This window comes from Isoalcanivorax pacificus W11-5, assembly GCF_000299335.2.
GTDB classification, from domain to species: Bacteria; Pseudomonadota; Gammaproteobacteria; order Pseudomonadales; family Alcanivoracaceae; genus Isoalcanivorax; species Isoalcanivorax pacificus.
Genome location: NZ_CP004387.1, coordinates 771,859 through 794,760 on the forward strand (window position 1 = coordinate 771,859; position 22,902 = coordinate 794,760).

At 63.8% G+C, this 22,902-nt stretch carries 25 protein-coding genes; 14 read left to right on the top strand and 11 right to left on the bottom strand.

Annotated features, from left to right (window positions below; translation table 11 throughout):
• Nucleotides 1–17 precede the first annotated feature (17 nt).
• The 3 genes from S7S_RS03640 to suhB all read right to left on the bottom strand — a co-directional run bounded on the left by S7S_RS03640 (nt 18) and on the right by suhB (nt 3,199).
• Complete coding sequence (locus S7S_RS03640) at nt 18–1,478, bottom strand: NAD-dependent succinate-semialdehyde dehydrogenase (protein ID WP_008738207.1); 1,461 nt, start codon at nt 1,476–1,478, stop codon at nt 18–20.
• A gap of 244 nt (nt 1,479–1,722) precedes the next feature.
• Nucleotides 1,723–2,397, bottom strand: a complete 675-nt coding sequence (locus S7S_RS03645) for a class I SAM-dependent methyltransferase (RefSeq protein ID WP_008738205.1) — start codon at nt 2,395–2,397, stop codon at nt 1,723–1,725.
• Entirely contained in the window at nt 2,381–3,199 is an 819-nt protein-coding gene (suhB, locus tag S7S_RS03650) for an inositol-1-monophosphatase (RefSeq protein ID WP_008738203.1), read from the bottom strand. Before suhB ends, S7S_RS03645 begins: the two co-directional genes overlap by 17 nt.
• 141 nt (nt 3,200–3,340) lie before the next feature.
• Here suhB and S7S_RS03655 point away from each other — a divergent pair, with 141 nt between their 5' ends.
• The 13 genes from S7S_RS03655 to S7S_RS03715 all read left to right on the top strand — a co-directional run bounded on the left by S7S_RS03655 (nt 3,341) and on the right by S7S_RS03715 (nt 14,718).
• Nucleotides 3,341–4,129: an RNA methyltransferase gene (locus S7S_RS03655; protein WP_008738201.1), complete on the top strand. Its 789-nt coding sequence runs from the start codon at nt 3,341–3,343 to the stop codon at nt 4,127–4,129.
• Between the two features lie 9 nt (nt 4,130–4,138).
• Entirely contained in the window at nt 4,139–4,918 is a 780-nt protein-coding gene (cysE, locus tag S7S_RS03660; RefSeq protein ID WP_008738199.1) for a serine O-acetyltransferase, read from the top strand.
• Between the two features lie 101 nt (nt 4,919–5,019).
• Nucleotides 5,020–5,496 carry a Fe-S cluster assembly transcriptional regulator IscR gene (gene iscR / locus S7S_RS03665; RefSeq protein WP_008738197.1) on the top strand — a complete coding sequence of 159 codons (477 nt, stop codon included), beginning with the start codon at nt 5,020–5,022 and terminating at the stop codon, nt 5,494–5,496.
• A 38-nt stretch (nt 5,497–5,534) separates the two neighbouring features.
• A complete protein-coding gene (locus S7S_RS03670) occupies nt 5,535–6,695 on the top strand; it encodes an IscS subfamily cysteine desulfurase (protein ID WP_008738196.1) in 1,161 nt (386 codons plus the stop codon).
• Nucleotides 6,696–6,776: 81 nt separating this feature from the next.
• Nucleotides 6,777–7,550, top strand: coding sequence for a helix-turn-helix domain-containing protein (locus S7S_RS03675; protein WP_008738194.1), 774 nt, complete (start codon nt 6,777–6,779; stop codon nt 7,548–7,550).
• A 31-nt stretch (nt 7,551–7,581) separates the two neighbouring features.
• Entirely contained in the window at nt 7,582–7,947 is a 366-nt protein-coding gene (locus S7S_RS03680) for a VOC family protein (protein ID WP_008738192.1), read from the top strand.
• Between the two features lie 92 nt (nt 7,948–8,039).
• Nucleotides 8,040–9,155 (top strand): spermidine/putrescine ABC transporter ATP-binding protein PotA, encoded by a 1,116-nt coding sequence (gene potA, locus S7S_RS03685; protein WP_035205162.1) that lies wholly within the window; start codon nt 8,040–8,042, stop codon nt 9,153–9,155.
• Nucleotides 9,136–10,017 (top strand): spermidine/putrescine ABC transporter permease PotB, encoded by an 882-nt coding sequence (potB, locus tag S7S_RS03690; RefSeq protein WP_008738189.1) that lies wholly within the window; start codon nt 9,136–9,138, stop codon nt 10,015–10,017. The genes potA and potB overlap by 20 nt, the downstream gene beginning before the upstream one ends.
• Nucleotides 10,014–10,784 (top strand): spermidine/putrescine ABC transporter permease PotC, encoded by a 771-nt coding sequence (gene potC / locus S7S_RS03695; RefSeq protein ID WP_008738186.1) that lies wholly within the window; start codon nt 10,014–10,016, stop codon nt 10,782–10,784. The genes potB and potC overlap by 4 nt, the downstream gene beginning before the upstream one ends.
• Nucleotides 10,781–11,836: an extracellular solute-binding protein gene (locus S7S_RS03700; RefSeq protein ID WP_008738185.1), complete on the top strand. Its 1,056-nt coding sequence runs from the start codon at nt 10,781–10,783 to the stop codon at nt 11,834–11,836. The genes potC and S7S_RS03700 overlap by 4 nt, the downstream gene beginning before the upstream one ends.
• Nucleotides 11,837–11,927: 91 nt before the next feature.
• Entirely contained in the window at nt 11,928–12,218 is a 291-nt protein-coding gene (locus S7S_RS03705) for a DUF1330 domain-containing protein (RefSeq protein ID WP_008738182.1), read from the top strand.
• 179 nt (nt 12,219–12,397) lie between these two features.
• On the top strand, nt 12,398–13,888 hold the full coding sequence (dacB, locus tag S7S_RS03710; RefSeq protein ID WP_144401584.1) for a D-alanyl-D-alanine carboxypeptidase/D-alanyl-D-alanine endopeptidase: 1,491 nt from the start codon (nt 12,398–12,400) through the stop codon (nt 13,886–13,888).
• Between the two features lie 260 nt (nt 13,889–14,148).
• The gene (locus tag S7S_RS03715; protein ID WP_008738179.1) at nt 14,149–14,718 is read left to right on the top strand and encodes a heme NO-binding domain-containing protein; all 570 of its coding nucleotides are present in this window, start codon (nt 14,149–14,151) and stop codon (nt 14,716–14,718) included.
• A 1-nt stretch (nt 14,719) separates the two neighbouring features.
• On the opposite strand, the gene S7S_RS03720 is transcribed toward S7S_RS03715, so the two are convergent.
• The 8 genes from S7S_RS03720 to sufB all read right to left on the bottom strand — a co-directional run bounded on the left by S7S_RS03720 (nt 14,720) and on the right by sufB (nt 22,131).
• Nucleotides 14,720–15,898, bottom strand: coding sequence for an MFS transporter (locus tag S7S_RS03720; protein WP_008738177.1), 1,179 nt, complete (start codon nt 15,896–15,898; stop codon nt 14,720–14,722).
• A 76-nt stretch (nt 15,899–15,974) separates the two neighbouring features.
• Nucleotides 15,975–16,424 carry a SufE family protein gene (locus S7S_RS03725; RefSeq protein ID WP_008738175.1) on the bottom strand — a complete coding sequence of 150 codons (450 nt, stop codon included), beginning with the start codon at nt 16,422–16,424 and terminating at the stop codon, nt 15,975–15,977.
• Nucleotides 16,424–16,993 carry a putative Fe-S cluster assembly protein SufT gene (gene sufT / locus S7S_RS03730; RefSeq protein WP_008738173.1) on the bottom strand — a complete coding sequence of 190 codons (570 nt, stop codon included), beginning with the start codon at nt 16,991–16,993 and terminating at the stop codon, nt 16,424–16,426. Before sufT ends, S7S_RS03725 begins: the two co-directional genes overlap by 1 nt.
• The gene (locus S7S_RS03735; protein ID WP_008738171.1) at nt 16,993–17,355 is read right to left on the bottom strand and encodes a HesB/IscA family protein; all 363 of its coding nucleotides are present in this window, start codon (nt 17,353–17,355) and stop codon (nt 16,993–16,995) included. The genes sufT and S7S_RS03735 overlap by 1 nt, the downstream gene beginning before the upstream one ends.
• A gap of 29 nt (nt 17,356–17,384) precedes the next feature.
• On the bottom strand, nt 17,385–18,614 hold the full coding sequence (locus S7S_RS03740) for an aminotransferase class V-fold PLP-dependent enzyme (protein WP_008738169.1): 1,230 nt from the start codon (nt 18,612–18,614) through the stop codon (nt 17,385–17,387).
• Entirely contained in the window at nt 18,611–19,882 is a 1,272-nt protein-coding gene (sufD, locus tag S7S_RS03745; protein ID WP_008738167.1) for a Fe-S cluster assembly protein SufD, read from the bottom strand. The genes S7S_RS03740 and sufD overlap by 4 nt, the downstream gene beginning before the upstream one ends.
• Nucleotides 19,879–20,637, bottom strand: a complete 759-nt coding sequence (gene sufC / locus S7S_RS03750) for a Fe-S cluster assembly ATPase SufC (protein WP_008738166.1) — start codon at nt 20,635–20,637, stop codon at nt 19,879–19,881. The genes sufD and sufC overlap by 4 nt, the downstream gene beginning before the upstream one ends.
• A gap of 51 nt (nt 20,638–20,688) precedes the next feature.
• Nucleotides 20,689–22,131 carry a Fe-S cluster assembly protein SufB gene (gene sufB / locus S7S_RS03755; RefSeq protein WP_008738165.1) on the bottom strand — a complete coding sequence of 481 codons (1,443 nt, stop codon included), beginning with the start codon at nt 22,129–22,131 and terminating at the stop codon, nt 20,689–20,691.
• A 337-nt stretch (nt 22,132–22,468) separates the two neighbouring features.
• Between sufB and ndk the strand changes: the two genes are divergently transcribed.
• Nucleotides 22,469–22,900, top strand: a complete 432-nt coding sequence (gene ndk / locus S7S_RS03760; RefSeq protein ID WP_008738164.1) for a nucleoside-diphosphate kinase — start codon at nt 22,469–22,471, stop codon at nt 22,898–22,900.
• Nucleotides 22,901–22,902: the final 2 nt, after the last annotated feature.

Below are 22,902 nucleotides of genomic sequence, written 5' to 3' on the forward strand. Positions count from 1 at the left end.
CAACGCAGCAGTGGCCGTCAGCCGGCGCCCATGCACAGCAGTTTTATTTCCATGAACTCATCCAGGCCGTACTTCGAGCCTTCACGGCCCAGGCCGGATTCCTTGACGCCGCCGAACGGGGAGGCGGCATTGGAAATCATGCCCTCGTTGATGCCGACCATGCCGCTTTCCAGCGCTTCGGCCACACGCCAGCAACGGTGAATATCACGGCTGTAGAAATAGGCAGCCAGGCCGAACGGTGTGTTGTTGGCTTCGCGAATGGCTTCGTCTTCGGTCCTGAATGTCATCACCGCGGCGAGCGGCCCGAAGGTTTCCTCGCTGCAAAGCTGCATGTCCGGCGTGACACCGGTGAGCAGGGTGGGCTGCACGAAACTGCCGCCACGCGTGTCAGCCTTACCGCCGAGCAGGCATTGCGCACCCTTGTCCAAGGCATCGCGGATATGGGCCTGGACTTTTTCAGCGGCGTCGCGATTGATCAGTGCAGATTGCGTGACGCCGTGCTCCAGGCCATCGCCGACACGCAGCTCACGCATCTTGCCGGCAAGTTTGTCGACGAACGCATCGTGCACGCTGTCTTGTACCAGGAAGCGATTCACGCAGACGCAGGTCTGCCCGGTATTGCGGAATTTCGATGCCATGGCGCCCTCCACGGCGCGATCCAGGTCGGCATCGTCGAACACGATAAAGGGCGCGTTGCCACCCAGCTCCAGGGAAATTTTCTGGATATGCTGCGCGGCGCTGGCCATCAGTGTGCGGCCCACTTCCGTTGAGCCGGTAAAGCTGATCTTGCGCACGATAGGGCTGGCCGTGAGCGTGTCGGCAATTTCCCCGGCGCTGCCGGTGATCACGTTGAGCACGCCATCAGGTACTCCGGCGCGTTGTGCCAGTTCGGCCAGGGCCAGGGCAGAGTACGGGGTGGCGGATGCCGGTTTCACCACCATGGTGCACCCGGCGGCCAGTGCGGCGCCGGCTTTGCGGGTAATCATCGAGGCAGGAAAATTCCACGGCGTGATGGCGGCGCTGACGCCCACAGGTTGCCGGATGACGACCAGATGCTGCCCCGGTTTCGGCGCCGGAATGGTATCGCCGTAGGCGCGCCGCGCTTCTTCGGCGAACCACTGCAGGAACGACGCGGCGTAGGCAATTTCACCGGTGGATTCCGCCAGTGGTTTGCCCTGTTCGAGTGTCATCAGGCGACCGAGATCCTGCTGATGCTGCATCAGCAATTCATACCAGCGATACAGAATGGCGCTGCGCTCGGCGGCGGTTTTTTCACGCCACGCCGGCAGGGCCTGTTGCGCGGCGGCGATGGCCTTGTTGGTTTCTGCGGTGCCCATGCGCGGCACCTGGCCGAGCAGTTCGCCCGTGGCAGGATTATCCACGTCCAGCGTGGCACCGTTGTCGGCGTCGCACCACTGGCCATTGATGAAACATTGCTGGCGGAACAGACCGCTGTCCCGCATTCCCTCCAGGCTCATGAGATGGCCTCCGTTGTGTCGGCGTTGCGCGTGCATCTCTCCTGAACCTAGCAAAGGCAACAGGCCGCCGACAAATCAGCGCGACGGAAAAAATGGCGGCGTGGGTGAGGGTGTTTTGAAGTAAAAGCAGTTCGCCGGTGCATGCGCGCTGGCATAGTAGTGCGGCGTGTCGCGCCCTGTACGGGAGTGTTTGGTGGGCTAAGGAAGATTTTTTACAAAGTACAGGGGCTGATATCAGCCTGCTTCAGGCCGGCCCGGCGGTCAGCAGCGCAATATTGGTGGCCGGTAACGCCAGAGTGAGGCCGTGTTGCCGGGCCAGCCACTGGAAGGTGGCGGGCTTGTAGAAGCAGACGTGCGTCGGATCACGCCGGTAATGCCAGTGCGTGAACATGTCATCAGTCATCAGCCAGCTGGTCATGATTGCCAGCGTGCCGCCGGGGCGCAGCAAGGCGCGCAGTTGCGCAAAACTCTGTGCGGGCTGGTGAAAATGTTCCACCACTTCCGAGCAGGTGACGAAATCATATTGCTGCGCCAGCCGCTCGGCGTCGGCCGCATACAACGGATCATAGTCCGCGCAGGGGAAACCCTGTTCCTTCAATATGCGCGACAGCGTCGGCCCCGGCCCGCAACCGAAATCCAGTCCCTGCGCACCCGGTGGCAGCACCGCCATCAGCGGGCCGGCCAGGCGCATCAGGAACTGGCGGTAGCCGGCATCCTCCGGATTGTTTTCATGCAGGGCGTAATGCGCACGCTCCGCCTCCGGCGTCGGCAGGTGCGCCGGCGCCAGGAAGGTGAGGCGGCAGGTGGGGCAGCGATGGTAGGCGACCGTGTCCGTGCCCAGCGGCAGGCTGGCGAACGGCTGGCTGCCCGGTGTCAGGCACAGCGGGCAGGGCAGGGGCGTGTCAGCGGCGCAGGCCATCGGTCAGGTGCGGCTGGATCTTTTGCAGCAGCGCCTTGAAGACTTTCGGGTTGCCGGCGACCAGATTGCCGCTCTTGAGGTGGTTATGGCCGCCGGTGAGATCGCCCACCAGGCCGCCTGCTTCGGTGATCAGCAGCACGCCCGCCGCCATGTCCCACTCCTGCAGCCCCATCTCCCAGAAGCCGTCAAGACGGCCGGCGGCCAGCCAGGCCAGGTCCAGCGCCGCGGAGCCCGGGCGGCGCAGGCCGGCGGTCTGGCTCATGATGTCGCGCATCATGTTCAGGTAGGCCTCGACGTGCTGCGCCTGGTCGCGGCGGAACGGAAAACCGGTGCCGACCAGGGCGCCGTCCAGCCCCGGGCGTGTGCTGACACGCAGGCGGCGGCCGTTCATGGCGGCGCCACGGCCCCGGCTGGCGGTGAATTCTTCTTCGCGCAGCGGATCATAGATCACCGCGTGCTCGACCTTGCCGTCACAGGCCAGGGCGATGGACACGCAGAACTGGGGAAAGCCGTGCAGGAAGTTGGTGGTGCCGTCGAGCGGATCGATGATCCATTGCCAGCGGGCGTCCTCGCCCTGGCCGCGAATCTCGCCGCTTTCTTCGGCCAGGATGCCGTAGTGGGGGTACGCCTTTTGCAGCACCTCGATGATGCGCGCCTCGGCGGCGCGGTCGACCTCGCTGACGAAGTCGTTGCGGCCTTTCTGCTCCACCTTGATGTGCTGGACATCCTCGGCGGCGCGGCGGATGAACTGGCCTGCCTGACGGGCGGCGCGCAGGGCGATATTGACTTGCGGGGCGAGCATAGGCGTTGGACATCTTTTAAAGAACGGGGAAGCGCGCAGTCTAGCAGAATGCGGCGGGCAAGAGCAGGTGCTTTTGCCATCATCGGCACGGGCGTGAGCCGTGCTAAACTGCGCCCCTCGTTGAACACGCTGGATACCGCAATGCTCGACCGAATCCGCATCGTCATGGTGGAAACCACCCACCCCGGCAACATCGGGGCCGCCGCCCGGGCGATGAACACCATGGGGCTGTCTGACCTGCGCCTGATCAAGCCCTTGCAGTTTCCCCATGTGGAGGCCACCGCCCGTGCCAGCGGATCGGCGGACATCCTGGCCCGGGCGCAAGTCTGCGCCGATCTGGACGAGGCGCTGGCCGGCGCCACGCTGGTGGTCGGCACCAGTGCGCGGCAGCGGCGTATTCCGTGGCCGTGCCTGTCGCCGCGCCAGTTCGGCGAGGTGGCCGCCGGACGGGTTGAACACGAGCAGATTGCGGTACTGTTCGGCCGGGAGGACCGGGGCCTGACCAACGAGGAATTGCAGCGCTGCAATTACCATGTGGCGATCCCGGCCAATCCCGACTACGGCGTCCTCAATGTGGCGGCGGCGGTGCAACTGATCAGCTATGAGCTGCGCCTGGCCCTGGTGGGCGACCCGGATGCCGGGGACGCGCCGCGCCGGTCGCGCAGCCAGTTGCTGGAGATCCCGCCGATGGAGTGGGATGCGCCGCCGGCAGACAGCGCCGAGGTGGAGCATTTCCTGCGCCACCTGGAACAGTTGATCATTGAAAGCGGTTTCCTGGACCCCGATAACCCGGCCCAGGTGATGACCCGGCTGCGCAGGTTGTTCCTGCGTGCGCGGCCGGACAAGATGGAAATCAGCACCCTGCGTGGTGTGCTGACAAGTTTCGGCAAGCATCTGGCGGCGCCGTCCGACGACGCCGGACGGCCCTGAGGAGCTGGCATGTTTGAAGGTATCCGCGAAGACATTCGCTCGGTATTCGACCGCGACCCGGCGGCGCGCAACAGCGTCGAGGTGCTGCTGACCTATCCCGGTCTGCACGCACTGCTGCTGCACCGGCTGGCGCACTGGTGCTGGCTGCGCGGCCTGAAACTGCTGGCGCGCCTGATCTCCACCTTCAGCCGCTGGGCCACCGGCATCGAGATCCATCCCGGCGCGAAGATCGGCCGGCGTTTCTTCATTGACCATGGCATGGGCGTGGTGATCGGCGAGACCGCCGAAGTCGGCGACGACGTGACGCTGTATCACGGCGTGACCCTGGGCGGCACCTCCTGGAACAAGGGCAAGCGCCACCCGACCCTGGGCGATGGCGTGGTGGTCGGTGCCGGCGCCAAGGTGCTCGGGCCGATCCTGGTCGGGGCCGGCGCGCGCGTGGGCTCCAATTCCGTTGTCACCCGCGAGGTGCCGGCGGGGGCCACAGTGGTCGGCATTCCTGGCCGGGTGATCTCCAAGCCGGATACGGAAGCCGAGCGCCATCGCGAGGAAATGGCCAAGAAGATCGGTTTCGAGGCCTACGGGGTCACCAACGACATGCCTGACCCGGTGCAGCAGGCGATCCGCTCGCTGTTGGATCACATGCACGCCGTGGACACCAAGATCGACCGCATGTGCTCGGCGCTGCGGGAGCAGGGCATCCGTGGCTGCGATGAAAAACTGCCGGCGCTGCGGGAGTCGGATTTCGAGATGGTGGAGGGCAGTGAGCCGCCATCCGGGGACAAATAAGTGCGCGGCATTAAATTTGTTAATGAGAATCGTTCCTAATACTTGACTGAATTAGTCAGGATTAGTACCCTCAGAAACATTATGGTTTCCGAGGAGCGACCATGCGACTCACCACAAAGGGCCGTTACGCCGTAACGGCCATGCTTGACCTGGCCCTGCATGCCAGCCGTGGCCCGGTATCCCTGGCCGACATTTCCGAGCGGCAGGGTATCTCCATCTCCTATCTGGAGCAGTTGTTTGCCAAGCTGCGCCGGCGCGAACTGGTGGTCAGCGTGCGTGGCCCCGGTGGCGGCTACCAGCTCAGTGGCGACAGCCGCGAGATCAGCGTGGCCAGTGTCATCGATGCCGTCGACGAATCCGTTGACGCGACCCGCTGCGGTGGCCAGGGCGACTGCCAGGAAGGCGAAACCTGCCTGACGCATCACCTGTGGCGTGACCTGTCCGAGCAACTGCACACCTTCCTCAGCGGCATCTCACTGGGTGACCTGGTGGCGCGCGGGGACATCCAGCTCATTGCCGAACGCCAGAAGCGCCGCCAGCGCCAGCAGGAGCGCGTGCCCCTGAGCGTGATCAACTGACCGCCTGCGGGCGGTCTGCCCTCGTACCTGAGAACAGCATGAACCCTGTCTACCTTGATTATGCCGCGACCACCCCGGTTGACCCGAAGGTGATCGAGGCCATGGTCGGCTGCCTGGGCCAGGATGGCCTGTTCGGCAACCCGGCATCCCGTTCGCACCTGTACGGCTGGCTGGCGGAAGACGCGGTGGAAACCGCCCGCCGCCAGGTCGCCGACCTGATCCACGCCGACCCGCGCGAAGTGGTCTGGACCAGCGGTGCCACCGAAGCCAATAACCTGGCCCTGAAAGGAGCGGCCCAGGCGCGCCGTGCCCAGGGCCGGCACATCATCTCGATGGCCAGCGAACACAAGGCGGTGCTCGATGCACTGGGCGCACTGGCCCGCGAGGGTTGGGACATTACCCTGCTCGCACCGCTCAGTGACGGCCGTGCTGACCCTGCCGCCATTCAGGCCGCGTTGCGTGAAGACACTGTGCTGGTGTCGGTGATGCACGCCAACAACGAAACCGGCGTGATCAACGATATCGCCGCCATCGGCGCACTGTGCCGGGCACAAGGCGTGCTGTTTCACGTCGACGCGGCGCAGACCCTGGGCAAGCTGCCGATCGATCTGCGCACGCTGCCGGTGGATCTCATGTCGCTGTGCGCCCACAAACTGTATGGCCCGAAAGGCGTCGGCGCACTGTATGTGCGGCGTGCACCGGGCGTGCGTATCGAAGCGCAGATACACGGCGGCGGGCATGAGCGTGGCCTGCGCTCCGGCACGCTGGCGACCCACCAGCTGGTTGGCTTTGGTGCCGCCTGCGCCCTGTCGGGTGAAGTGATGCAGACCGAGCAGCCTCGCATCCAGGCGCTGCGCGACCAGCTCTGGGCTGGCCTGCAGGCGCTGGGCAATGTGCACCTCAATGGACATCCGGACGCACGGCTGGCGGGGCACCTCAACGTCGCGTTCGGTGGTGTCGATGGCGAATTGCTGCTGACGGCGCTGCCGGGCATTGCGGTATCGTCCGGCTCCGCGTGCACGTCCGCATCGCTGGACCCGTCCCATGTCCTCAAGGCCATGGGCCTGGACGATACGCTGGCGCATGCTTCACTGCGGTTTTCCGTTGGGCGTTATACGGCGGAGGCTGATATCCGCAAAGCGGTCGACATAGTGGGCGAAGCATTGCAACGGCTCCGTAACGGGGCGCAGGTGTCATGAGGCACTGACCTCCTGCGTCATTGCCTGCGGACCCGCACGGGCACACCATCAAGGTTCACCGTCCGCTCTACGGAGATGTGCATGTTGCGCCAACGCCCTGATTCGCGCCTGCGTCCGTGGGTGAGCCATTACTGGCTCAGCCGGGGTGGCGGACCGCATCATGTCGTGCTGCCTGACGGGTGTGTCGATCTGGTCGTGGCGACGACACAGCGTGACGTGACGGTGTGGCTTTATGGTACCGCCACGCAGCGCACTCTTCTTTCCGTTGATCCTGCCGTACGTTATCTGGGCGTGCGTTTCCTGCCCGGGCAGGCGCGGCATTTTCTCAGCATGAGCGCGGGTGAATTGACTGATTCTGCCGAGCAGGTCAGTGGCCGTGATGCGCTGGGGCTGGCTGAGGCACCCTGGCGCGCAGTGGGCGCGCGAGATCTTTTCCGGGGGCTGGACGCGGTGTTGCTCGGCCTCCTGGCCCATCGCACACCGCGCCGCCTGGCCCTGGACCGGGTGCTGGCGCGCCTGCATGACTCGCCGCACGGAGCGCTGGCCACGCTGGCGGCGGATTGCGGCCTGAGCCGGCGTCAGCTGGAGCGCCAATGCCGCACCCATGTCGGTGTGGCCCCGGCCCAGTTCGCCATGATCCGCCGTTGCCACCGTGTGCTGAGTGCGTTGTCGCAGACGCCGGCAGGCATGTCGCTGGCGACACTTGCCGCAGTGGCCGGCTACGCCGACCAGAGCCACATGACGCGCGAGCTGCGTCGCTTCACCGGCCTCACGCCGGGGGCGCTGTTGCGTGACGGGGCCGGTGAGGATGTCGCATTTGTTCTAGCCGACGGATTGCCTGCCTCGTCACACTGAGCACCTCAGTGACCTGACAGGAGAGACCTGGATGAAACTCTGGACCGGTATCGTGACCCCGCACCTGCATGCCTGCCGCGACTTCTACGTGCAGGCATTTGGCTGCAACGTACTGTTCGATGAAGACTGGTTTGTGCTGCTGGAACTTGGCGGCGGCGAGCTGGGCCTGCTGGCACCGGATCTGGACATCCAGCACCCGCGCTTTCGTACCGCCACCAGCGGGCAGGGCAGCTGGGTGACCATTGATGTGGAGGACGTGCAGGCGACCTGGCAGCGCCTGACCGGGCAGGGCATCACTCCCGAGTGCGAGATTCGCGAGGAAAGCTGGGGGGATCGACATTTTGTGGTCACCGACCCGGCCGGGGTGGCCGTGGATATCGTGCAGCGGCCAGCCTGAACGGGGCCTGATATCACTGCGTGACAGGTCCGGCCTGTTTGCGGACAATGGGCGGCATCCAGATCGGGACGGACTCTTTCGGGAAGGACCTGATGACCGACGCCGCCACCGCCAGACCCTCTCCCCAGCTCAGCCTGCGCGGTATTACCAAACGCTTCGACGGCAAGACCGTTCTCGGTGATATCGACCTGGATATCCACGACGGCGAATTCATTACCCTGCTGGGGCCATCCGGCTGTGGCAAGACCACACTGCTGCGCATGCTGGCCGGTTTCGAGACCCCGGACGAGGGCAGCATTCGCCTTGATGGCCAGGATATCGTTGCGCTGGCGCCGAACCAGCGTCCGCTGAATACCGTGTTCCAGAACTACGCGCTGTTCCCGCACATGACGGTGTTCCAGAACGTCGCCTACGGCCTGCGCATGGAAAAATGCCCGGCCGGGGACATCCGCACGCGGGTGGAACAGATGCTGGCCATGGTGCAGTTGTCCGACTTTGCGGCCCGCAAACCGCACCAGTTGTCTGGTGGCCAGCAGCAGCGGGTGGCGATTGCCCGTGCGGTGATCAAGCGGCCGCGCGTGCTGTTGCTGGACGAGCCGCTGTCGGCGCTGGATTTCAAACTGCGCAAGACCATGCAACTGGAACTCAAGCGCATCCAGCGCGAGCTGGGCATTACCTTCGTGTTCGTCACCCATGACCAGGAAGAGGCGCTGTCGATGTCCGACCGCGTGGTGGTGCTCAATCAGGGGCATATTGAGCAGCTTGGGACACCGCGTGAAGTGTACGAGCGCCCGGCCAGCCTGTTCGTGGCACATTTTGTCGGCGAGGCCAATCTGTTGCCCGGCGAAATCACCGGCGTTGCCGAGGACGGACGGGTCCAGGTCAATGTGATGGGGCAGCGCATGCTGTTGCGGCGCCCGTTTTTCCCGCCGCAGGCCGGCCAGAAAGTGAAAATCCTGCTGCGTCCGGAAGACATGCGCCTCGGCACTGCCGAGGAAAGCGGATTCCCCGGCCGCGTGCTGGAGCGCAGTTACAAGGGCAGTACCCTGGATGCCGTCGTGCGCCTGGACGCCGGGCCGGACATCCTGGCCAGTGAATTCTTCGATGAGGATTATCCGGATTTTGACCATCGCCGTGGCGAGCCTGTCACGGTGACCTGGGTGCCGTCGTGGGAATGGTTGCTGCCTGATGCTGACGCGCCTGTTTAAGCCGCTGTTCGATCTCAAGGCGCCGTTTCGCAGCGGCGTACTGTGGCTGATCTGGGGCTGGCTGATCCTGCTGGTGCTGCTGCCGAACCTGCTGGTGATCGGCGTCAGTTTCCTCGAACGCGACCCGCAGGACTTCATCCGTTTCAGCGTGTCGCTGGACAATTACCAGCGGCTGTTCGATCCACTCTACCTCGGCGTGTTCAGCCGGTCGCTGTACATGGCGGTCATGGCCACCGTGCTGTGCCTTGCCATCGGTTATCCGTTTGCCTGGGGCGTGAGCCGGGTGGCGCCGCGCTGGCGGCCGCTGCTGATGTTCCTGCTGATCGTGCCGTTCTGGACCAACTCGCTGGTACGCACCTATGCCATCAAGGTGCTGCTGGCGGGCAACGGTCTGATCAACAGTTTCCTGATCGATCTCGGCCTGATCAGCCAGCCGCTGCAACTGCTGTATACCGAAGGCGCGGTGATCATCGGCCTGATCTATGTACTGCTGCCGTTCATGATCCTGCCGCTGTATTCCGTGTTCGAACAATTGCGCGAAGACCTGCTGGCGGCCTCCGCAGACCTCGGCGCCAGCCGCTGGCGTACCTTCCGCCATGTGGTGATTCCGATGACCATGCCCGGCGTGATTGCCGGCTGCCTGCTGGTGCTGCTGCCGGCCATGGGCATGTTCTATATCGCCGATGTGCTTGGCGGCTCGCGTGTGCTGCTGGTCGGGAACGTCATCAAGAGCCAGTTCCTGGACGCGCGGGACTGGCCGTTCGGCGCCGCCGCCAGTGTCATGCTGACGGTGGCCATGGCCGTGCTGCTGCTGGCCTATTGGCAAAGCGTGCGCCGGGTGCGCCAGCAGGTGACGCTGTGAGCCGCTGGTTATTGCGCGGCTATCTGGCGCTGATCTATGGGCTGCTGTATCTGCCGATCCTGGTGCTGGTGGTGTTCGCCTTTAACGATAACCGCTCGGCCTATAGCTGGGGCGGATTCAGCTGGCGCTGGTTCGAGGCGCTGTTCAATAACCGCAGTCTGATGGATGCGGCGCTGAACTCGCTGTTGCTGGCGGCCAGCACTGCCACGCTGACGATGATCATTGGCACCCTGACGGCGGTGGCCTTGCAGCGGTACCGGTTTCGCGGCAAGACGGCACTGCAGGGCATGCTGTTCGTGGTGATGATGTCGCCGGAAATCGTCATGGCGATCTCGCTGCTGGCGCTGTTCATCCTGCTGGGCATGCAGCTCGGCTTCGTGTCGCTGTTGCTGGCGCACATCACTTTCTGCCTGCCGTTCGTGGTGATCACGGTGTACGCCCAGCTGTCCGGTTTCGATAACCGGCTGATGGAGGCGGCCCGTGATCTCGGCGCCAGTGAGTGGCAGACGCTGCGCACCGTGCTGCTGCCGATGATCTGGCCGGCGCTGCTGGCCGGCTGGCTGCTGGGGTTCACGCTGTCGCTGGACGACGTGGTGGTCAGTACCTTCATGACGGGCCCCGGGTTTGACGTACTGCCGCTGCGCATCTACTCCATGGTGCGCATCGGCCTTTCCCCCGAAGTCAATGCATTGGGGGCATTGCTGTTGCTGCTGTCGCTGGTCTCATTGATGTTGTCCCACCTGATATTGACGAGGAAACGCTCATGATCCGTTTTGCCAAGGGATTGCTCGGCCCCCTGTTGCTGGGTGCCGCCGTGGCGCTTGCCGGTTGCAGCAAGGGGCCGGAACAGGTGCTGTATCTGTACAACTGGTCGGAATACATGCCGCAGGAAGTGCTTGATGCGTTCCGCGAGGAAACCGGCATCCGCGTGGCCTATACCACCTATGACAGCAACGAGGCGATGTATGCCCGGCTGCGTCTGCTGGACGAGAGCAACGCCTACGACCTGGCGGTGCCGTCCACCTACTACGTGAACAAAATGCGCAACGAAGGACTGCTGCAACCGGTCGACAAAAGCAAGCTGACGCGCTTCGCCAACCTGGACCCGCAATTGCTCAATCAGGGTTTCGATCCGGAAAACCAGTACAGCGTGCCGTACCTCTGGGGCAGCACCGGCATGGCCGTCAATGGTGCAGCAGTGAGCACCGACGGTGTGACGAAATGGGCCGACCTGTGGGACCCGAAGTACAAGGGGCGCGTACTGCTCACCAACGATGTGCGTGAAGTGTTCCATATCGGCCTGCGCGTGCTCGGTTATTCCGGCAACAGCACCAGTGAGGAAGAGATCGCTGCCGCGTATGAAAAGCTGCGTGAACTGATGCCCTCGGTACGTGCCTTCAATTCCGATGCGCCGCGCATGCCGTACCTGGAAGGCGAGGCGGATATCGGCCTGATCTGGAACGGCGAGGCGGTGATGGCGCAGGAAGAGCTGCCGGAGCTGGCCTATGTGTACCCGGAAGAGGGCGCGGTGATCTGGGTCGATAACTTCGTGATCCCGAAAAATGCCCGCAACGTCGAGGCGGCGCACAAGTTCATCGACTTTGTGCTGCAACCGGAAGTGGCGGCGCAGATCAGTGAAGAGATCGGCTACGCGACACCGAACCTGCCCGCGCGGGAGCTGTTGCCGCCGGAGGTGCGTGAAAACCGTACCAGCTACCCGACGGAAGAGGATCTGGAAAACGCCGAGTTCCAGTCGGATGTCGGGGAAGCCCTGCTGGTCTATGAGCGTTACTGGGAACTGCTCAAGGCCGGCCACTGACGGTCGATATCGCGCTATAGGCCCGGTCTCTTTCCCGGTGGGGAGAACAAGACCGGGCTGCGACACAATAATAAACCTTGAGGCTCACACCATGACCGTCTACGCGCTTGCCCAGATTACGATTCACGATCCCGCCAGCTACAACCGCTATCAGTCGAAGTTCATGGAGGTGTTCCGCAAGTACCAGGGGCGGCTGCTGGCGGCGGATACCGCCCCGGTACGGGTCGAGGGCAGCTGGGATTACGACAAGGCGATCCTGATGGCCTTCCCCGATGAGCAGGCGTTCCGGGAATGGGCGGAATCCCCGGAGTACCAGGCCATTTCCCTCGACCGCAAGGCTGGCACGCGCGGCGCGGTGATCTTGCTGCACGGTCTGGGTTGACGGCTGTGCCGGCCGGCGCCGTGCGCGCAGGCCTTTATCACTGATTTACAGTTTTCCCTCTCTGCACCAACAGACGGCGAACACGGTTTCCGATACGCTGCCGGCATTGTGCGTCCGTGCGCTGTGGTGTGGCACGGACGTTGTGATCTGCCCTATGGTTATCGCGCGCGGGAGCCGGGATGCTGCCTCGACGTCTATTGTTTGCCGGGTGGTGCGCACTGTCGCTGATTGTGTTGGTGGCAATGCCGCTGACCAGCCTGGCCGAGCCGGTTGGCCACTGGCGCGAGCAGGTGCTCGCCGCTGCTGACGAGGCCGGCCTGCCACGCTCTGCGCTGTCTGTGGCGGCGGTGCCGCTGGACGGGCCCGGGCGTGCGCAGTACTTCAATGCCGACGAGCCCTTTTCGCCGGCCTCGACGATGAAACTCGTCACCACTTATGCCGCACTGGAACTGCTTGGCCCCACCTTTCGCTGGCATACCCGGCTGTACACCGATGGCATCCGTGACGGTGACACATTGCGGGGCAATATCTATTTCGTTTCCGGTGGCGACCCAAAACTGACGGAGGAGCGGCTGTGGTCGATGCTGCGTGATCTGCGCGCGCAGGGCATCGCGCATATCCACGGTGATCTGGTGCTCGACGACAGCTATTTTTACCTGCCCGCCACCTGGCCACTGTTCGACGACGACGGCGACAATCCCTATGCGCCGTATCTGGTCGAACCGGATGCGATGCTCAGCAATTTCAATCTGCATAACGTGCGGGCCAGGGCCGGGCCGGACGGTATCCGGCTCTGGGCGACACCGGCATTGCCATCGTTAACGCTGGATAACCAGCTGGTGCCTGCGGACACCGGGCGTTGCCCCGCAGCGCGCAGCCTCGGCTGGTCACCGCAGCGGCGGGCCGACGGGCAGATCATCCTGACGGTGAGCGGCACCTTGCCGTCGGGTTGCGAGGTCAGCCGTTACCTGTCGCTGCTGTCGCCGGACATCTATACCGCCGAACTGTTGCGCTCCCTGTGGCAGGGTATCGGTGGTACCTGGCGCGGCGAGCAGCGGCGTGGCGTCCTGGCGGCGGGCACTACATTGCTGGCCACCAGTTCGTCACCGGACGTGGTCTCCGTGGTACGGGACATCAACAAATACAGCAACAACCCGATGGCGAGGCAGTTGTATCTCACTATTGGCGCACAACATCGGGTGGCGGGCGACGTCAACGATTTTGCCGCCACCGAGCGTGTGGTGCGTGAATGGCTGTTGCGCAAGGGCGTGGATGTGGATGGCCTGGTGCTGGATAACGGCTCGGGCCTGTCGCGTATCGAACGTATCAGCGCTCGGCAACTGGCGGGCATGCTGGAACAGGTGTGGCGCAGCCCGTTCGCTGCCGAAATGATCGCGTCCATGCCGCTCGTCGCGATGGATGGCACCATGCGCAGCCGGCTGCGCAATACCGACATGGCAGGCGAGGGCCACATCAAGACCGGCTCATTGCGTGATGTACGGGCTATTGCCGGGTTTGCCCGGGATGCACGGCAAACCACCTGGGCGGTGGTGATGCTGATCAACTACAGCGACGGCAGGGTGCCCGGCGCCCTGCTCGACAAGATGCTGGCGGCGCTGCGTGTGTCGGGTGCGGCGGTGACCGTTTCCGCGCGCGAAGGTGAGCGCTGACGCGGCGTGCTCGAAGGCGTTGGTCTTGCGGGCACCTGCTTGTATTCAGGCTGCTATTTCCTGACGAGTCTCCGTGGCAAAAGGCGATGGCTTTTTGCCTTATAAGTTATTGGCATCAGAAGCCCGCTGATGTCATAAGAAGATAGTATTTGTAGAAAATGGAACGATTGTAGTACTAATGATGCCCTGCACCGCCGGGATGGCGATGTCACCACAGGTGGCATTTTTTCAAGGACAGAAAACATGACGAGGGGGCTGTCATGCATGGTGTTATTCTTTCTCACCTCAAGCAGTGGGTCGGCGAGCGTTTCGGCGCGGAGACCTGGGACCTGTTGCTGACCCGCGCCGGCCTGGAAGGGCGGCTGTACGCGCCGATCAAACTCTACCCTGACGAAGATCTCGATGCGCTGGTGAAGACCGCCAGTGACATGACCGGGCTGTCCAGCGACGAGATCCTGGTGGATTTTGGTGCCTGGGTAATCCCGCCGCTGATCAACATGTACCGCGCGATCATTCCGTCACACTGGGGCACGGTGGATTTCCTGCTGAACGTGGAGGATCACATCCACGAAAAAGTGGTGAAGATGAAAAACCCGGACGCGCGGCCACCGAAGGTGCGTGTGGCGGAAATCGAGGACGACCTGCTGCAACTGGATTACACCTCACACCGCAATATGTGCGCGCTGGCCATTGGTTGTGCACAGGGCGTGGCGGGGTATTACGGAGATCGCCTCGATGTGGAGGAACAACGTACGCTCCCGAGTGGCAGCCAGCGGGTAATTCTGCGCGTGCAGCGCGGTGTCGGGCAGGCAGCGGCCGGCGCCGCCTGAGTCAGGTGCGCCGCAACCGCCAGCAGAACACCAGCCCGAGCACCATCATCAGGCAACTGGCGGCGAACGCGGCGCGAAAACTGTGCCATTCGATCAGCAGGCCCGCCGCATACGGGCCGACCAACTGGCCGGCCGCAAAAAACAGCGTCACGAAACTGACCGCCACCGCGCTCTGCCAGGCTGGCACGCTGCTGCTGGCGGCAGCCAGTGTCGAGGTAAACAGGCCGCCGATACACAGCCCGAGCATCGGATAATGCAGGGCGAACGCCCAGGGTGCCGGTGCCATCACCGGCAACACCGTGGCCAGCAGTGCCAGCGCCATGCACAACGTCAGCGTATTGCCGTGGCCGATCCGGTCCGCCAGTGAACCCCATGTCGGCCCGGAGAAAATCGACACCAGCCCGAGCGTGGACACCATCTGCCCGGCGCGCAGTTCCGTGATGCCGGCGTCCAGCGCAAAGCTGTACATGAACACCGCCTGGGCGATATAGGTCATACCCACCACGCCGTACACCAGCCCCACCATCACCACACGTGGCTGGCGATAGATGCGCAGCACCTGATGGCCTGGCGTGCCGGCGGCGGGCGCGTGCTGGCGCGGCGGGTCATGCAGGAAGGCGAACACGGCCAGCATCACCAGCGCGCCACACCCGGCGAACACTTCCCACACCAGGCGCCAGCCGTCCTGGGTGTCGGTGCTGATCAGCCAGGGCACCAGATGACCGCTGACCAGAGTGCCGACGCCGACGCCGGCATTGGCCAGCCCGATCACGGTGCCGCGCCGGTTTGGATACCAGCTTGCAAGCAGGGATATCAGAGGGGTATAGCCGAACGCCGTGCCGAAACCCAGCAGCACCATCCAGGGCACCAGCATGCGGTAATCCGATGCCTGGCTCAGCCCGACAAACCCGACGCAGGCAATCAGCAATCCCAGCAGCACGGAGCGGCGCGCACCGAAGCGCGCGGCGAACACGCCGGCGACCATGACCAGTGACAGATAGCCCAGCGCGGTGATGGTGCCGAGGGTGGCCATGTCCGTGTTCGACAGGCCGAGGCTGTCGCGCATGGCCGGCAGCACCAGGCCATAGGCGAGCCGTGCGAACACCACCAGCACAATGGTGCAGAGCGTGCCGCTGCCCACGAGCAGCAGAAAGGGAGGTCGTCTTGCGGTGTCTGCCATGGCCGGTTTCCGTTACGTGTTGATGCCAGCTGGCCGGCCATGGCGGCTGAGGTGTTGTCGGTTTAAGCGGAGACGGTCAGAGGCGCCTGCCGGCCTCGTCCTGGATGCGCTTGACCATGGCGCGGACGCCGTTGCCGCGCGTGGGGCTGAGGTGCTTCAGCAGGTCGATGCTGGCGAAATAGCCATCCATGTCGTAATCCAGCACGGCGCGGGGTGTCTTGCGATTCAGTGCCGCGAGCACGATGGCGGCGAGCCCGCGCACGATCAACGCATCACTGTCCACCGCCAGGCGCAGTTCGCCGCTGGCGTCGTCAAAGCCGGTTTCCAGCCACACCTGGCTCTGGCAGCCGCGCACGATACGTGACTCGTCTTTCATGTCGTCGGGGAAGGCTGGCAATTGCTTGCCGAGGTCGATGATGTACTCGTAGCGCTGTTCCCAGTCGTCGAAGAACGACAGGGTGTCCACGACATCCTCGGCGGTGGTGCCACGACCGAGGTCGATGCTGTCCAGATCCAGTGCAGTCATTAAAAAAGTCCCAGTTCGACCTGTGCCGCTTCGCTGATCATGTCGCGGCTCCAGGGCGGGTCGAACACCAGCGCCACTTCCACCTTGTCCACATTCGGCACGCGGCGCAGGCGGTATTCCACATCGCTCACCAGCACCGGGCCCATGCCACAGGTGGGCGCGGTCAGCGTCATGCGGACCTGCACGACATTCTGGTCGTCGCGGCGGATCACGTCGCAGCCATACACCAGCCCCAGTTCCAGAATGGAGATCGGGATTTCCGGGTCGAAGATGGTATCCAGCGTCTTGTCCAGATCGCTCTGGCGCACGCGCCCATCGGCTTCCGGCGGATCGAATTCCAGCTTCAGCGGTTGTTGCGCGATGGCGTCGGCGTCGGTGCCGTCGATGCGCGCCATGTTGCCGTTGTAGGTGACGGTAAAGGTGCCGCCCAGGGCCTGGCGCAGGTTGACGAAGCTGTTCTTCGGGATGGTGATGGCTTCCCCGCTGGGCACGCGGCGCGCGGCCACGTCCCGCGAGGTCACTACGGTGCGTTGCTCCCGGTCGCCCGGCGTCGTGATCGGTGCGCTCATCAGGCGGTGACCGAGAAACTTTCACCGCAGCCGCATTCCCCTTCGGAATTCGGGTTGCGGAAGCGGAAGAAGCGGTTCACGCCTTCGGTGACGTAATCGATCTCGGTGCCTTTCACCAGCGGCAGGCTTTTCGCATCGACAAACAGCACCACGCCGTCGGCAATGCGGACCTGATGGTCGTCGTCCTCGGCCTGCTTGACGTATTCCAGCACGTACTTGTAGCCGGAGCAGCCCGACGGCTTTACCGCCAGGCGCAGGCCAAGCGCCTGCTCGCGGGCAATCTCGCGGCGCGCCTGTTGCTCGGCGGTGGCGGTCATGGACACCTGCCGCGCGTCGCCGGGCACAAAAGTCTGAACTGACATGGCATCACTCCTGTTGATGAAACGATGCATCACAAAAATTTCGCCGCCTTTTCCAGCGCGGTGAACAGCCGGTCGATATCGTCGCGGCGGTTATAGGGCGCGAAGGACGCGCGCACGGTGCCGGGAATGCCCAGCAGGTTCATCAGCGGCATGGTGCAGTGGTGGCCGGTGCGCACCGCCACGCCCTGCTGGTCGAGCAGGGTGCCGACATCGTTCGGGTGGGCGCCGTCCAGCAGAAAAGAAAGTGTCGCTACTTTACTGGGGGTGTCGCCGATGATTCTCAAGCCGGGGAAGGCGCGCGCCCGTTCGGTGACATAGTCGCGCAAGTCTTCCTCGTGTGCCAGAAACGCCTGACGATCCTGGGCATTGAGCCAGTCGATCGCCGCGCCCAGGCCGACCGCGCCAGCGATGTGCGGGGTGCCGGCCTCGAATTTGTACGGCAGCTGGTTCCAGGTGCTGGCCTCGAAGGTGACCGTCTCGATCATCTCGCCGCCAGTCTGGTACGGCGGCATCGTCTCCAGCAGCGCCTGGCGGCCGTACAGCACGCCAATGCCGGTGGGGCCGAACAGCTTGTGGCCGGAGAACACCAGGAAGTCGCAATCCAGCGCCTGCACGTCCACCGGGAAATGGGCCACCGCCTGCGCGGCGTCCAGCAGCACGGTGGCGCCGACGGCGCGGGCACGGCGAATGATCTCGGCCACCGGGTTGATCACCCCCAGCGCGTTGGAGACGTGTACCACTGCGACAATGCGGGTGCGTTCGTTGATCAGCGCGTCAAGGTTCGACAGGTCCAGCGACGCATCGGCGGCCAGCGGGATAACACGCAGTGTCGCGCCGGTGCGTGCGCAGACTTGCTGCCACGGGACAATATTGGCGTGGTGCTCCAGGCTGCTGATCAGCACTTCGTCGCCGGCCTTGAGCTGACTGCCGCCAAAACTGTGCGCCACCAGATTGATGCCTTCGGTGGTGCCCCGGGTCCAGATGACTTCTTCGCGGCGGGCATTGAGGAACGCGGCGACTTTTTCGCGCGCGTCTTCCAGGGCTGCAGTGGCCAGGTCACCCAGATAGTGCGCGCCACGGTGCACGTTGCTGTTGGTGTGCAGGTAATAGTGTTCAATCGCCTCGATCACCGCGCGCGGTTTCTGTGTGGTGGCGGCATTGTCCAGATACACCAGCGGCTTGCCGTAGGCTTCGCTGGCCAGTATCGGGAACGTCGCGCGCAGCGCGTCCAGGTTCGGGGCGGGCAGGGCGGCGTTCATTTTGCCGGCTCCGCTTCGGTCAGGGCCTGTTCCAGCCAGGGCCTGGCCCACTCGGCCACCGCCTGGTCGGGCAGGGCGCTGAGCAGTTCATTGACGAAACCGAAACCGAGCATGCGCTTCGCCTCGGCGGCTTCAATGCCGCGCGAACGCAGATAAAACAGCGACTGGGCATCGAGCTGGCCACAGGTCGTGCCGTGGCTGCACTTGACGTCGTCGTTGTAGATTTCCAGCTCCGGCTTGGTGTCCACCTCGGCGCCCGGTGTGAGCAGCAGGTTCTTGTTGCTCAGTTCGGCGTTGGTGCCCTTGGCCCCTTCGAAGATGTGGATGCGGCCATTGAACACCAGCCTGGCGGTGTCGCCGGCCATGCCCTTGAACAGCTGCTCGGAATGGCAGTGCGGTACACGGTGCTCGACGGTGATCTGATTGTCGATGTGGCTGTTGCCACGGCCGACAAAAATGCCGCTCATGGTCAGGCTGGCGCCGCTCTCGGCCATGATCGCGCGTACGTCGTTGCGGCGCAGCACGTTGCCCTGCATCAGCTGGAAGCTCTGCACGTTGCTGTCACGGCCGGGCGCGATCACCAGCGTGCCAATGTGCAGGCTTTCCGGGTGTTCCGCCTGCAGGCGGTAATGCGTGAGCTGGCTGCCGGCGCCGGCCACCAGTTCGGTAACGGCGTTGGTCAGCACCGGGCCAATGGCGGCGTAGCGTTCAATCAGGGTGGCGCGGCTGTGACGGCCGAGCTGCACGCGCAGACGGGTCTGGCAGTGCGATGGCGCATCATCGGTGGCGAGCAACAGCACTTCCACCGGCGCATCAATCACGGTGTCGTCGGCAATGCTCAATTGCAGGCCGTCGTGCAGCGTGGCGTTGTTCCACCAGGCAAACGGCGTGCGCAGCGTATCGCTGGCGGTTTCGGCGGAGAGCGCACTGCTGCCATCGAAACGGGTGAGGGTGATGTTATCCGGCAGTTGCGACAGCGCTGGCTGATAGTGACCGTTGATCAGCACCAGGCGATGGGTGGCCAGTGGCGCTGGCAGCGGTGCCTCGGTGGCGCGGGCAACACGGGCCAGGTGGCCGGCGGTCAGCACTTGCAGCGAGGTGTATTTCCACTGTTCGGTGCGCTTGTCGGGAAACTCGGTATGTTCCAGCAGCGCCAGCGCATCGCGACGCACCGGCTGCAAGGCATCCTCACGCAGGCCGGCGCGGGCCAGCGCCAGCGCCTGCTGCTTGAGTTGCACGTTGAGCGGTTCCTGGGCGGTGGCGCTCATGCCGAGGCTTCCTCCTCGCCGGTCAGCCAACCGTAGCCGCGTTGTTCCAGCTCCAGTGCCAGCTCTTTGCCGCCGGATTTGAGGATGCGGCCGTTGGCCAGCACGTGCACGTAATCCGGCACGATGTAGTCCAGCAGGCGCTGGTAATGGGTCACCAGCACGATGGCGCGGTCGGGGCTGCGCAACGAGTTCACGCCGCGTGCGACCACCTGCAGTGCGTCGATGTCGAGACCGGAGTCGGTTTCATCCAGCAGCGCCAGCTTCGGTTGCAGCAACAACATCTGCATGATCTCGTTGCGCTTCTTCTCGCCGCCGGAAAAGCCTTCGTTGACGCCGCGCTTGAGAAATTGCGGGTCCAGGTCCACCTGCTTGCAGGTCTCGCGCGCCTGGCGCAGCAGCGTGACTGCATCCCAGGGTTCTTTGCCCTGGGCCTTGCGGGTGGCTTCCAGCGAGGCCTTCAGGAATTCCAGGTTGCTGACGCCGGGAATTTCCACCGGATACTGGAACGCCAGGAACAGGCCGGCGTGGGCGCGTTCTTCCGGTTCCAGTGCGGACAGGTCCTGGCCTTCGAACAGCGCTTCGCCGCCGGTGATGGCATAGCCGTCACGGCCGGACAGCACGTTGGTCAGCGTGCTCTTGCCGGACCCGTTGGGGCCCATGATGGCGTGCACTTCGCCCGGCTTCACGCTCAGGTTCAGGCCTTTGAGAATTTCCTCGCCCGCCACGGTGGCGCGCAGATTCCTGATTTCCAGCATTGGTGTGTAATCCTGTTGCGATCTTCTTTAGCGGGTGGCGATGGGGCGGGGTCAGCCCACCGCGCCCTCGAGACTGACTTCCAGCAGCTTGCCGGCTTCCACCGCGAATTCCATCGGCAGTTCCTTGAACACTTCCTTGCAGAAGCCGTTGACGATCATCGACACGGCTTTTTCCGGGTCGATGCCACGGCTGCGGCACAGGAACAGTTGGTCATCGGACACTTTCGAGGTGGTGGCCTCGTGCTCCACCATCGCCGACGGGTTGCGGCTTTCGATATAGGGGAAGGTGTGCGCGCCGCACTGGTCGCCCAGCAGCAGCGAATCACACTGGGTGAAATTGCGCGCGTTCTCCGCACGCGGGCTGATGCGCACCAGGCCGCGATAGGCATTGCTGCTGCCGCCGGCAGAGATGCCCTTGGAGATGATGGTGCTTTTGGTGTTCTTGCCCAGGTGGATCATCTTGGTGCCGGTGTCCGCCTGCTGCTTGTTGCGGGTCAGCGCCACGGAATAGAACTCGCCGACGGCGTTGTCGCCGCGCAGGATCACACTGGGGTATTTCCAGGTGATGGCCGAGCCGGTCTCCACCTGTGTCCAGGAAATCTTGGCATCGTCGTGGCAGACGCCGCGCTTGGTGACGAAGTTGTAGATGCCGCCCTTGCCTTCGGCGTCGCCGGGGTACCAGTTCTGTACGGTGGAATACTTGATCTGCGCGCCGGGCAGCGCCACCAGCTCGACAACGGCAGCGTGCAACTGGTTTTCGTCGCGCATCGGTGCGGTGCAGCCTTCCAGGTAGCTGACATAGCTGCCTTCATCGGCCACGATCAGGGTGCGCTCGAACTGGCCGGTCTTGGCTTCATTGATACGGAAGTAGGTGGACAGCTCCATCGGGCAGCGCACGCCCTTGGGGATATAGACGAACGAGCCGTCGGAGAACACGGCGGAGTTCAGCGCGGCATAGAAGTTGTCGCCCTGCGGCACAACAGAGCCGAGGTATTTCTTCACCAGCTCCGGGTATTCATGCACGGCCTCCGAGATGGGGCAGAAGATCACGCCGGCTTCCAGCAGCTTGGCGCGGAAGGTGGTGCCCACGGAGACGGAGTCGAACACGGCATCCACGGCGACACCGGCCAGCATCTCCTGTTCATGCAGCGGGATGCCCAGCTTTTCATAGGTGCGCAGCAGTTCGGGGTCGACCTCGTCCAGGCTTTTCGGGCCATCGGCCATGCTTTTCGGGGCCGAGTAGTACGACACCTCGTTGAAATCCAGCGGCGGGTGCTTAATATGCGCCCAGGCCGGCAGGCGCATGGCCTGCCACTTGCGGTAGGCCTCCAGGCGCCACTCCAGCAGCCACTCGGGTTCACCCTTCTTCTGCGAGATGAACCGCACCACGTCCTCATTGAGGCCGGGGGGCAGGGTGTCGGACTCGATGGCGGAGACAAAACCGGCTTCGTAGTCGCTGCGAATCAGCTTGTCCAGTTCCGCTTGGCTGCTCATAGCAATAGACCTGTGTCGTCGGGCCGGGCGCCTTGTGGGCGTCTGGCGAATACCAGAGTAAAACGGTCAGGTATTATACGATAACCGCCGGATGATTGAAAATCGCCACGACGGGGATGCGGGCTGCGCGGGATGGATGTTTGTGGGTGCTCACTCGCCATCCGTGCAGCATCCTTGTTCATCCTGCCCCGGTGAAAGCGCCGCCCCTGGCGCGGCGGCAACGGTATCATATTTAACCCCGGATGCGTATAATCCGCCGGTTCTGGTGCCCCGACCAGGGATGTTGCACCGATTTCGCCCATTCATACGTATATGTACCGACGGAGTTAAGTGTCTGATGGCTGTTGAGCGTACCCTTTCCATCATCAAACCCGATGCTGTGGCCAAGAATGTCATCGGCCAGATCGAATCCCGTTTTGAGAACGCCGGTCTGCGCCTGGTTGCCATGAAAATGGTGCAACTGAGCCGTGAACAGGCCGAAGGCTTCTACGCCGAGCACAAAGAACGCCCCTTCTTCGGTGATCTGGTGGCGTTCATGACCAGCGGTCCGGTCGTGGTGCAGGTGCTGGAAGGCGAGAACGCCGTGGCCCAGAACCGTGACCTGATGGGTGCCACCAACCCGAAAGACGCCGCTGCGGGCACTATCCGCGCCGATTTCGCTCAAAGCATCGACGAAAACGCGGTACACGGTTCTGATTCCGCCACCTCTGCGGCGCGCGAGATCAGCTACTTCTTTAAAGAGGAAGAGCTCTGCGACCGTATTCGCTGAGC

Excerpts from the sequence above, each read along its gene's own strand:
- S7S_RS03640 (WP_008738207.1), bottom strand. The coding sequence starts at position 1,478 with ATGAGCCTGGAGGGAATGCGGGACAGCGGTCTGTTCCGCCAGCAATGT.
- S7S_RS03645 (WP_008738205.1), bottom strand. The coding sequence starts at position 2,397 with ATGGCCTGCGCCGCTGACACGCCCCTGCCCTGCCCGCTGTGCCTGACA.
- suhB (WP_008738203.1), bottom strand. The coding sequence starts at position 3,199 with ATGCTCGCCCCGCAAGTCAATATCGCCCTGCGCGCCGCCCGTCAGGCA.
- S7S_RS03655 (WP_008738201.1), top strand. The coding sequence starts at position 3,341 with ATGCTCGACCGAATCCGCATCGTCATGGTGGAAACCACCCACCCCGGC.
- cysE (WP_008738199.1), top strand. The coding sequence starts at position 4,139 with ATGTTTGAAGGTATCCGCGAAGACATTCGCTCGGTATTCGACCGCGAC.
- iscR (WP_008738197.1), top strand. The coding sequence starts at position 5,020 with ATGCGACTCACCACAAAGGGCCGTTACGCCGTAACGGCCATGCTTGAC.
- S7S_RS03670 (WP_008738196.1), top strand. The coding sequence starts at position 5,535 with ATGAACCCTGTCTACCTTGATTATGCCGCGACCACCCCGGTTGACCCG.
- S7S_RS03675 (WP_008738194.1), top strand. The coding sequence starts at position 6,777 with ATGTTGCGCCAACGCCCTGATTCGCGCCTGCGTCCGTGGGTGAGCCAT.
- S7S_RS03680 (WP_008738192.1), top strand. The coding sequence starts at position 7,582 with ATGAAACTCTGGACCGGTATCGTGACCCCGCACCTGCATGCCTGCCGC.
- potA (WP_035205162.1), top strand. The coding sequence starts at position 8,040 with ATGACCGACGCCGCCACCGCCAGACCCTCTCCCCAGCTCAGCCTGCGC.
- potB (WP_008738189.1), top strand. The coding sequence starts at position 9,136 with ATGCTGACGCGCCTGTTTAAGCCGCTGTTCGATCTCAAGGCGCCGTTT.
- S7S_RS03700 (WP_008738185.1), top strand. The coding sequence starts at position 10,781 with ATGATCCGTTTTGCCAAGGGATTGCTCGGCCCCCTGTTGCTGGGTGCC.
- S7S_RS03705 (WP_008738182.1), top strand. The coding sequence starts at position 11,928 with ATGACCGTCTACGCGCTTGCCCAGATTACGATTCACGATCCCGCCAGC.
- dacB (WP_144401584.1), top strand. The coding sequence starts at position 12,398 with ATGCTGCCTCGACGTCTATTGTTTGCCGGGTGGTGCGCACTGTCGCTG.
- S7S_RS03715 (WP_008738179.1), top strand. The coding sequence starts at position 14,149 with ATGCATGGTGTTATTCTTTCTCACCTCAAGCAGTGGGTCGGCGAGCGT.
- S7S_RS03720 (WP_008738177.1), bottom strand. The coding sequence starts at position 15,898 with ATGGCAGACACCGCAAGACGACCTCCCTTTCTGCTGCTCGTGGGCAGC.
- S7S_RS03725 (WP_008738175.1), bottom strand. The coding sequence starts at position 16,424 with ATGACTGCACTGGATCTGGACAGCATCGACCTCGGTCGTGGCACCACC.
- sufT (WP_008738173.1), bottom strand. The coding sequence starts at position 16,993 with ATGAGCGCACCGATCACGACGCCGGGCGACCGGGAGCAACGCACCGTA.
- S7S_RS03735 (WP_008738171.1), bottom strand. The coding sequence starts at position 17,355 with ATGTCAGTTCAGACTTTTGTGCCCGGCGACGCGCGGCAGGTGTCCATG.
- S7S_RS03740 (WP_008738169.1), bottom strand. The coding sequence starts at position 18,614 with ATGAACGCCGCCCTGCCCGCCCCGAACCTGGACGCGCTGCGCGCGACG.
- sufD (WP_008738167.1), bottom strand. The coding sequence starts at position 19,882 with ATGAGCGCCACCGCCCAGGAACCGCTCAACGTGCAACTCAAGCAGCAG.
- sufC (WP_008738166.1), bottom strand. The coding sequence starts at position 20,637 with ATGCTGGAAATCAGGAATCTGCGCGCCACCGTGGCGGGCGAGGAAATT.
- sufB (WP_008738165.1), bottom strand. The coding sequence starts at position 22,131 with ATGAGCAGCCAAGCGGAACTGGACAAGCTGATTCGCAGCGACTACGAA.
- ndk (WP_008738164.1), top strand. The coding sequence starts at position 22,469 with ATGGCTGTTGAGCGTACCCTTTCCATCATCAAACCCGATGCTGTGGCC.